Below are 9046 nucleotides of genomic sequence, written 5' to 3'. Positions count from 1 at the left end.
ACCTGTGACCATAACCTCTTTCGTTGGGCACAGGGACAACATACAAGGAGCTGCCGAAGGCTGCGATTCGACCGGGAACCGGTCGCCCTCATGAACCGCTGAAAGGGTGCCGGTCGCCCGCGGCCTCGGCCTATCGCAGCCTTCGGCAGCTCCTTGGTTTTGTGTTGGTTGCCCGGCAGCGCGGCGTCGGAGACGTGGCGGAACCTCCTACAGATTCTCTTTAAATTCACATTCAGCTATCCCGTTCCTGGCCGATAGCGTCTTTGCGAACAGGTTTATTGGCCCGAGATCCACGATTTCCCAGCCACGCGAGCATTCCAAAATCGATATTCTGGAGAAATTAGATGAATAGCTGGCTCTCGGACATCAGCGTCAACCTAAAACTGGCACTGGGCTTTGGCCTGGTATTAGTCCTGACGACGGCTTTGGCGTTAATTGGCTGGACCAGCCTGGACGGGCTCATTTCGCGCAGCGACAAAATGAGCAGTATTGCGGCGCTAAGCAACCAACTGGCCAATCTGCGTGTATCGCGCTTGCAATACATGATTGCCAACGGTGACGACACCGTGGGGCAAACCGTACTAGTGGCGTTGGAAAGCTACAAAAACATACAACAAAAGCTTAGCAAGGAGCTCAAAGATCCCGAAGCGCTCAAAGTGCTTAGCCAGTTGGCCGATGTCAGCACTAATTACGAAAGCGCCCTGGCAAAAATGCGCAGTGCCTACAACGTCGTCAACACGGTTAGTGGAGACATGAATGCTCAAGCGCAGAAAGGCGCTGATCTTATCGGCTCGATTCTTACTCCCGTGCTGCAAATGGCCCCCGCCGATGAAGGCCGCTTCGACCAGTACCAGGCGATCATGAAGGCAAAGGAAGACTTGGCACTGGTGCGCTATGAAGTGCGCGGCTACACCGCGAAACCGACGGCTGAGAACGAACAGAAAACCATGGGCCAACTGGACGCTGCCATCGGCGGCATCAAGCCGCTGGGAGCGGTGTTCGGCAGTTCACAGCCCGAGGCAGTAAAACAATTGGAGACCGCGCTGCTCAACTACCGAGCGTCGGTGCTGGCGTTCAAAGTGGCCAACGGCGATATCGTTTCATCACGTAAATCCCTGGGTGAACTGGGCATCGTTATCCTCAGCCTGAATGATGAACTGTACAAACTCCAAACCAGCAAACGCGATCAAGACAGTGCCCAGTCGCGTCAACTGCAAATCGGCGCCACGCTGCTGGCGCTGATCATCGGTGTATTTGCGGCCATCATTATCACTCGCCAGATCACTCGTCCCCTGCAACAAACGCTGGCCGTGATCGAGCGCATTGCAGCGGGCGATCTTTCCCACAGCGCGACCGTCACTCGTCGCGATGAACTGGGGGAGCTGTTGTTGGGTATCCAGCGCATGGGCAGTACCTTGCGTGAATTGATCCGCGGGATCCGCGATGGCGTCACACAAATTTCCGGCGCTGCCGAATCGCTTTCTACAGCCACCCAGCAGACCAGTTCTGGGGTGAATAGCCAGAAAATCGAGACCGATCAGGTCGCGACGGCCATGCACGAGATGTCGGCCACGGTTCAGGAAGTGGCACGCAATGCCGAACAGGCTTCAAACGCTGCCTCCGCTGCTGACAAGGAAGCCCGCGAAGGCGACAAGGTGGTGGGCGAAGCGATTGTGCAGATAGAACGCCTGGCCGCCGAAGTGGTTCGCTCCAGCGAAGCCATGAACGGACTGCAACTGGAAAGCAACAAAATCGGCAAAGTCATGGACGTGATCAAAGCCGTGGCCGAGCAAACCAACCTGCTGGCCCTCAACGCCGCGATCGAGGCCGCGCGTGCAGGTGAAGCCGGTCGCGGCTTTGCGGTGGTGGCTGACGAAGTACGCGGTCTGGCGCAACGGACGCAAAAGTCCACCGAAGAGATCGAAGCCTTGGTCGCCGGATTGCAAAGCGGCACCCAACACGTGTCGAGCATCATGCTCAGCAGCCGCAATTTGACCGACAGCAGCGTGGCCTTGACGCGCAAAGCCGGGGTTTCATTAGAAAGCATCACGCAAACCGTATCGAACATTCAGGCCATGAATCAGCAGATCGCTGCAGCCGCCGAGCAGCAAAGCGCAGTGGCCGACGAAATCAGCCGCAGCATCGTCAATGTTCGTGACGCGTCCGAGAAAACCGCTGCGGCCAGTAATGAAACCGCCGCCTCCAGCGTAGAGCTGGCGCGCCTGGGAACTCAGTTGCAAACGCTGGTCAGCCGCTTCCGCATGTAAGCCACGGGCCAAAGCAGCGCTGCGCTCATCGGGCCCAGTGCAGCGACGAAGGCGCAGGGCTGCATAGCCTGCGCCGATTCACCATTGTACAGAGACGCTCTAAACCGGCATGCTCGCGTTTCAGCCGTTTGCCCGCCCGGCAAATCTGCCTGCCTGATTTGATTAGATGCGCCCGGAGCCTCGTCGGTAATGAATTCGCCAAGCCCGCTGGAAACCCCAGCCGTCAGCACTAAATTGTCGTCCCTTGAGTTCCGCGCAATGGTGGCGATTTTGCTGTCCATCTCATTGGCGACACTTGACACTGCCATCGCCAATACCGCCCTGCCCGCCATCGCTGCCGACCTGAACGCCTCGCCTGCCGCTTCGGTGTGGGTGATCAACGCCTATCAACTGGCCGCTGTCGCCACCCTGCTGCCGCTGGCGGCATTGGGCGGAATCATCGGTCATCGCCGGGTGTACCTCGGCGGGCTGATGCTGTTCATCGTCGCCTCGGCGCTGTGTACCTTTTCCTGGTCATTACCGACCCTGACAATCGCCCGGGTCCTTCAGGGGCTGGGGGCCGCCGCGATCATGAGCGTCAATGCCGCGTTGATCAGCTCAATATTCTCGCCCCAGCGTCTGGGCCGAGGGCTGGGTATGAACGCGTTGGTGGTGGGCGTGTCATTTGCCGCCGGGCCCACCGTGGCCTCGCTGGTGTTGTCGGTGGCACACTGGCCGATATTGTTCGCCATCAACCTGCCCATCGGGCTGTTTGCGTTGTACTTCGCCTGGTCTGCGTTGCCGGTAACGAAACTCAGCGGCCTGCCGTTTGATCGAATTACCGCGATTTTGAATGTCATTACGTTCGGGGCACTAATCTTCGCGTTGAGTCAGGCCGCGCAACTGGGCTCGATGACCAGCGTGGGGATCGCTGTGGTCATTTTTGTGGTCGGCGGCGTATTGATGATCCGACGCGAGGCCGAACATCCCGCGCCGATGTTTCCGCTGGATCTGCTTAAGCGTCCGCTGTTCGCGCTCTCCGCGCTGACAGCGGTGTGCGCGTTCGCAACCCAAGGCCTGGCCTTTGTCTCATTGCCGTTCTTTTTCGAAAACGTACTCGGCCGCGATCCGGTGCAAACCGGATTTCTGATGACACCGTGGTCGGTCGTGGTTGCGCTGATTGCGCCCTTCGCCGGGCGCCTGTCAGACCGCTACCCGCCGGGGCTTTTGGGTGGCATCGGCCTGGCGGTGATGTGTGGCGGAATGATTTCGCTGACCCTGCTACCGAGTAATCCGGACGCGTGGGACATTGGTATTCGCATGGTGATATGCGGCTTGGGCTTTGGTTTTTTCCAGGCTCCGAACCAAAAAGCCCTGCTCACCAGTGCGCCGCAAAAACGCAGCAGCGGCGCCAGCGGCACCATCGCCACTGCACGCTTGCTCGGGCAAGCCACCGGCGCGGCATTGGTGGCTCTGAGCTATGGAATTTCCGGTGAACACGGCCCCGTGCTGGCCCTGCTCATCGGCGCCGGCTTCGCCGCCGTCGGCAGCATCGCCAGCGGCCTGCGCCTGATCACGCCTAACACCGTTGGTAAATAATGATCCGGCAACTAGTAGGCTCCCAGCGGGATTTATGTGATTCACAGATTTCTGCAGGAGCTGCCGATGGCTGCGATGCGGGCATAAAATCGCAGCCTTCGGCAGCTCCTACAGAGATTTATATGTTCAACCGGGCGTTGAAGGCGTTGTTGTAGGCGGAATTGAAACGGGGGCAGACCGCTGCGGTTTGAACACGCCCAACGAGCGTCGTATGCCACTGGCGAGTGTACTATTGGCGTGCAGATTGTCGTAATGGAACACCGCTGTAGCCCGCACTTCGTTTGGGTCTGCTGGCAGGTTGGTGTGCAGCGACCGATAGCCCCAGAACAAATAAAGATCGCCTGGCCGCATGCGAATCCGGGTGAACTTGTCCGAACCGTTGAAGTAATCCCGCTTCAACCAACGCTGGGACCAACGGTTATCGACAAGCATTTTGTCGATCAGATTAAACAAATAATTGCTACGCAGCGGTCGATGGCTGCGCAGCATTACTAAATCACCGGGGTCGGTTGCCTCGGGCATGCAGACGGGCATGATGGTGGTCAGCACAAAAGAGTCATAGTGGAAAATCAGCGACTCCCGTTGTCCGCCTTCGCCGATCAAACAACGCAACACCTGATGCAGTCCATGCTCCACCGGCTGGCGCCCCGTGGCAGTTGCTACGATTCGCTGGCATAAATCGATGAATACCGGCGACGAGCCCAACGCGTCGAGGTGTGAACCCGCCACCGCTTCCCTGCCCGTCAAGGCAACGTAACCGTTGCCTGCAGATTCTATTGCGCCCAACACCAACGCCTTCAAGTCGGCTAGCTGATCACGGGTGGCCCAACCGGGCAGTACCGCAAAGCCGTCATTATTAATTGATTTAACGAGGGTTTTTATTTCAACATCAGTAAACAAGGTGGGGTACATAGAAGTTCGCCTCTTTTCATCGTCAGTGTCTTTGATACTTGCCGACAACGCTTAATTGTTTATAACAAACTAAGAAGGCGAAACCAGACTACCAGCCCTCACACAACATACAACCCCAGCCCGTAAATATTTCCGGCGTTTTATTATTACATGTTATTACATTCTTAATAGTTTTCGTAAAGTATGACGTCAACTAATTGCCGACTGTAAAAAACTCCGACCGAACTTAGCCTCACTTTTATTACACCTGTTACACCCGGGATACAACCACCTGTAATACAAACGAACACTGTCCATTACCGGACGTATTTGCTTAGTTGTTCGGGTGCCTGCCTCTACAACACAAACCGCTGCACCATCGCGTTCAGGTCCGTGGCTAACATCGACAGCGCGTCGCTGGCCACGGTGGTCTGCTGCGCGCCGGAGGCTGTTTGTGCTGACAAGTCACGAATGCTGGTCAGGTTGCGATCCACTTCATTGGCTACCTGCGCTTGCTGTTCCGCAGCACTGGCGATCAGCAGGTTGCGGTTGCTGATAGTTGAGGTGGATATGATTACCACCGCCAATGCCTCCCCGGTCGCGGCGGCCTGTTCCAGGGTAACGCTGGCCTGGGTAGCGGTTAGGCGCAGGGCTCCAGCGGTGGCTTGAGTGCTTTTTTGCACATCGTTTATCAAGCTTTCTATTTCGCTGGTAGAGGCACTGGTGCGTTGTGCAAGGGACCGTACTTCGTCGGCAACCACGGCAAAACCGCGGCCCGCTTCGCCTGCCCGAGCCGCTTCGATGGAGGCGTTGAGCGCAAGCAAGTTGGTCTGGTTGGCCACCGCACGGATCACGTCGAGAATCTTGCCAATACTTAGGGTGCGTTCGGCCAGGCCCTCAGCCTGATGAGAAGAATCCAGCACGTTACCGGTCAATTGTTTGATTGAGGCAATGGTGTCGTGTAATCGGTGTTGGCCTTGGGCCGCGGCTTCGCTGGAAGCTTGAGATTCGCTGGACGTGTTGCTGGCGTTACCTGCCACCTCCACGGCCGCTTGGCTCATTTCGTTGACCGCGACTGCGGCTTGTTCGATTTCGTCGTTTTGCAGCTGCAGGTTCTGCGCGCTGGCTTGAGCGATAGTGCCCATTTCTTGAACCGAGTGTGCCAGCTGGGTGGCGGCAGCGCCGATCTGGGCGATGGTTCCGTGCAGATTGCCGCGCATCCGTCCTAACATGCTCAGCAGCTGCGCGGGTTCGTCCTTGCCGTTCGGGATGGCTTGGGGACTGAGATCACCGTCGGCAATGGTGTTGGCAATGTGCAACGCGTGGCGCACTGGGCGGATAATGCTTATGCTCAACCGCCAGGCCAGCAGCAAGGTCAGCACCAGCGCCATCATGATCGCGCCCGTGACTATGACTTGCGCCTGTCGATAGCTTTTACCTGCCGCCTGCACCGTGGTTGCTGCGCTTTGCTTGTTGAGCTCGCGCAGTAGCTGCACTTGCATGTCCATCAAGTCGCCTTGCATGGACAAGGTGGTGTTAATCAGCATCCGTGCGTCATCAATCTTGCGTTGCTCGATCAGTGCCATTTGATCGTGCAACCCAGGGATAAACGCTTTGTAAGCTTCTTGCAGCGCCAGGATCGAATCCCGTTCGGTGGCATCGGTAACCCGCGCCAAGTAATCGGCAAAGCCTTTCTCGACTTCGTTTTTCAGCTGCTCGACGTTAATTTTGCTGGTGATAACTGCGCTTGGGTCGTCGGCATTGGCAATCAGATTTGACGTTTCGGCGCGCATCTTGACCAGATCGATAGCGATGGCGTCGGCCATGGCGATGCTGGGCAGCGCCCCTTTCTCGATCGCTTCACTCTGGTTACGAATGTCCTGCATCTGCCATAGGCAAAACGCGCCCACAGCCACTAACAGCGCGGCAGTGATGCTGAAGCACATGACCAGTCGCGGGGTAATTTTAAAACGACGCAGTAAGGTCGTTTCGGAACGCGTGCTTAAAAACCGAGGCCAGAACCTATTCACAGCTGATCACGCCTCTTCATCCCTACAGTGGAGAGGCATGTATAAGGCAATTATGTGATGACTTTGTGACAGAGAGAAAAATTAATGGTGATCATGGGCAGCGCTGCGCGCCCCCCCCCCTCTCAGGCCATTGCCACGGTGGCTTGCCACACTTGAAGTAAATGAAATACACCTGAATAAAGCTTCATGTTGGCTGCAGGGTTCAGTCACGCAACTGTCATCGGGGTAATTCTTACTTACCTAAAATGACACGCAGCGCTGGTTCGCTGTTTCCGCTGTTGAGTTCCAACTAGCACAGTTGGGGCGTTACTTCGCCAGCCGATTGAACAAGGCCGCGGTGTAGTGGGCAGTACCTGGTCATACCGTCGGCATCGGCGCCCAGAAAAACACCGGGGACAGCGACTTCCCCTACCTCGATTCGGGGCTTAACAGCGGCGATGCACGCCAACGGCCTGGCTCGGGAGCAGACACTCCGGCATTGACTAACCTGCAACTGAACAAATTCCAGCACGCGGGCGAACAAACCTGGATGGCCGTGTACAAATATGACTTTGGTCATTTGGGCGTGAAGGGGCCTGGGCTTCGCAGCGACCTATGCCAACACAACCGAAACGTAGAGTTTGGTCGAATTCAAATCCGAGGGTTATTACTCCATACTCTGCACGCGACGGCCCCTACCGTCCCGCGCACATGGAAACCTGCCGATGCTGCCCTCTCCACGCAAAGCTTTTGCACATCCCGCGCTGTTGCATAGACAAAAATGGCGCGGACGCGTCGGCCTCGCGCTGGTGGCTTGCCTTTCGGTGCTGGCAGGCATGACCGACGCCATCGGCTTTATGGCCTCCGGGGATTTCGTCTCGTTCATGAGCGGCAACACCACTCGCCTGGCCGTCGCTATCAGCAACGGCGATGTGGAGCTGGTCTTGCGCTTGGCGCTCCTAGTGGTAACGTTTATCGCCAGCAACGCGCTGGGCATTGTCGTCAGCCGGCTAACGGGCCGGCGCACATTGCCATTATTGTTGTATATCGCTGCACTGCTGTGTGCCGCTGCAGCATGGCCATTCGACAATCAATTGCCAGCGTTGCTGGGCGCAATCACCGCCATGGGCATGCTTAACGCTGCCGTCGAAGAGGTGAACGGTTTTCCGGTCGGGTTGACCTACGTGACCGGTGCCCTCTCACGCTTTGGCCGCGGCTTGGGTCGATGGCTGCTGGGAGAACGGAGAAATGGCTGGCGGGTACAGTTGATTCCTTGGACCGGCATGTTTGCGGGTGCGGTTATTGGTGCCCTGCTTGAACAGCATCTGGTCCTCAAGGCTTTATTTGCCAGCGGCGCGCTTTCTGCCATTCTGGGAGTAGCCTCGTTAAAAATCCCCCGGCGCTGGCAACTGGCGTACATGCCTAAATGAACCCGTCGCCAACATCCGAATACACGTACTTAAAAGCAGAGCCTATGATCCCAGCCGAACAGCGCCACCAGACAGCACTGGAAATTTTCCTCAAGGAACGTCCTGAGCTTCGCGAAGACCTTGACCATCTGAACCCGTTGGCCGCCCAGGCCAAGGGCGAAACCATGGCCCAGTACCGCGACGAACGCTTGCATGAAGCGTTCGAAGCGGAAGCCGAACGCTTGGGCTTTTTCGCTTGGGAACTAACCCTGAAACTCACCGCCGGGTCCCCGGAAGAGTTTCAGGCGCAACGGCTGGAGGTGCACAAGGAGGTTGCCGAAATGGCCGGAATGGACTGGTCGGAATATTGTAAAGAGCATGGGATACAGAACGGCGTTTAGCCTGGCTGCAGCCTGGACAGACGCAACGAACTTGCCCTCACCGCCAAGTGTTACAGTCAGCGCCTTTAAGAACGGCTTTCACAATAAATAAGGGAAACACCATGCGGATGTTGATAGGCGCCTTGACCTTTGGATGCCTCGCAGGCTGCGCGGCGCCGAGCATGGACACGGCGCGGAGCGCTGCACCGGTGAAGACATTCACCTCCGAGAAGCAAGACCAACTGGTTGCCCAGTGCATTCAATTTGCGTGGCAAGATGACGTGATGTTCGGCGTCGAAGCCGATGCGTATCTCAAACCGGGCACTAAAGGCGGCTTCACTGTCTATACCCGTAGCGCCGAGTATTTCGTCGATGTCCAGAGCGCAGCTTCTGGCACGACGATTAACTTCTTCGTAGCCAACGGTGATGCGCTGGCCGAGCGCCGACTGGCGTCGCTGGCGACCTGCCTATAATCCTTTATAGCGACTGACTGGTCGCACAGTTGAACGGGA

General features: G+C 57.1%; 7 protein-coding genes and 1 pseudogene. 6 read left to right on the top strand and 2 right to left on the bottom strand.

Features of this window, described 5'->3' with window-relative positions; translation table 11 throughout:
- Positions 1–344: 344 nt before the first annotated feature.
- Both JWR17_RS13290 and JWR17_RS13285 read left to right on the top strand, forming a co-directional pair.
- Positions 345–2267, top strand: a complete 1923-nt coding sequence (locus JWR17_RS13290; RefSeq protein ID WP_299832150.1) for a methyl-accepting chemotaxis protein — start codon at positions 345–347, stop codon at positions 2265–2267.
- Positions 2268–2525: 258 nt separating this feature from the next.
- Entirely contained in the window at positions 2526–3845 is a 1320-nt protein-coding gene (locus JWR17_RS13285; protein WP_299832158.1) for an MFS transporter, read from the top strand.
- A gap of 126 nt (positions 3846–3971) precedes the next feature.
- Here the strand turns inward: JWR17_RS13285 and JWR17_RS13280 are convergent, their stop codons facing one another.
- Positions 3972–4757 (bottom strand): hypothetical protein, encoded by a 786-nt coding sequence (locus tag JWR17_RS13280; protein WP_299832148.1) that lies wholly within the window; start codon positions 4755–4757, stop codon positions 3972–3974.
- 335 nt (positions 4758–5092) lie between these two features.
- Positions 5093–6766, bottom strand: coding sequence for a methyl-accepting chemotaxis protein (locus tag JWR17_RS13275; protein WP_299832146.1), 1674 nt, complete (start codon positions 6764–6766; stop codon positions 5093–5095).
- Between the two features lie 343 nt (positions 6767–7109).
- On the opposite strand from JWR17_RS13275, the pseudogene JWR17_RS26340 reads away from it, so the two are divergent.
- The 4 genes and pseudogenes from JWR17_RS26340 to JWR17_RS13255 all read left to right on the top strand — a co-directional run.
- Positions 7110–7334, top strand: a pseudogene (locus JWR17_RS26340) (OprD family outer membrane porin); the annotation flags it as partial.
- Positions 7335–7470: 136 nt separating this feature from the next.
- The gene (locus JWR17_RS13265) at positions 7471–8175 is read left to right on the top strand and encodes a YoaK family protein (protein WP_299832144.1); all 705 of its coding nucleotides are present in this window, start codon (positions 7471–7473) and stop codon (positions 8173–8175) included.
- A 44-nt stretch (positions 8176–8219) separates the two neighbouring features.
- Positions 8220–8555 carry a DUF6388 family protein gene (locus JWR17_RS13260; RefSeq protein WP_299832142.1) on the top strand — a complete coding sequence of 112 codons (336 nt, stop codon included), beginning with the start codon at positions 8220–8222 and terminating at the stop codon, positions 8553–8555.
- 101 nt (positions 8556–8656) lie between these two features.
- Positions 8657–9007 carry a hypothetical protein gene (locus JWR17_RS13255; protein WP_299832140.1) on the top strand — a complete coding sequence of 117 codons (351 nt, stop codon included), beginning with the start codon at positions 8657–8659 and terminating at the stop codon, positions 9005–9007.
- Positions 9008–9046 lie beyond the last annotated feature (39 nt).

Origin of the sequence: Pseudomonas sp. (assembly GCF_028293835.1) — a bacterium.
Classification (GTDB): domain Bacteria; phylum Pseudomonadota; class Gammaproteobacteria; order Pseudomonadales; family Pseudomonadaceae; genus Aquipseudomonas.
Note: the sequence above shows the minus strand (reverse complement) of the source record. Positions and strands in the feature narration are given on the sequence as shown.

Excerpts from the sequence above, each read along its gene's own strand:
- JWR17_RS13285 (WP_299832158.1), top strand. The coding sequence starts at position 2,526 with ATGGTGGCGATTTTGCTGTCCATCTCATTGGCGACACTTGACACTGCC.
- JWR17_RS13290 (WP_299832150.1), top strand. The coding sequence starts at position 345 with ATGAATAGCTGGCTCTCGGACATCAGCGTCAACCTAAAACTGGCACTG.
- JWR17_RS13255 (WP_299832140.1), top strand. The coding sequence starts at position 8,657 with ATGCGGATGTTGATAGGCGCCTTGACCTTTGGATGCCTCGCAGGCTGC.
- JWR17_RS13265 (WP_299832144.1), top strand. The coding sequence starts at position 7,471 with ATGCTGCCCTCTCCACGCAAAGCTTTTGCACATCCCGCGCTGTTGCAT.
- JWR17_RS13260 (WP_299832142.1), top strand. The coding sequence starts at position 8,220 with ATGATCCCAGCCGAACAGCGCCACCAGACAGCACTGGAAATTTTCCTC.
- JWR17_RS13280 (WP_299832148.1), bottom strand. The coding sequence starts at position 4,757 with ATGTACCCCACCTTGTTTACTGATGTTGAAATAAAAACCCTCGTTAAA.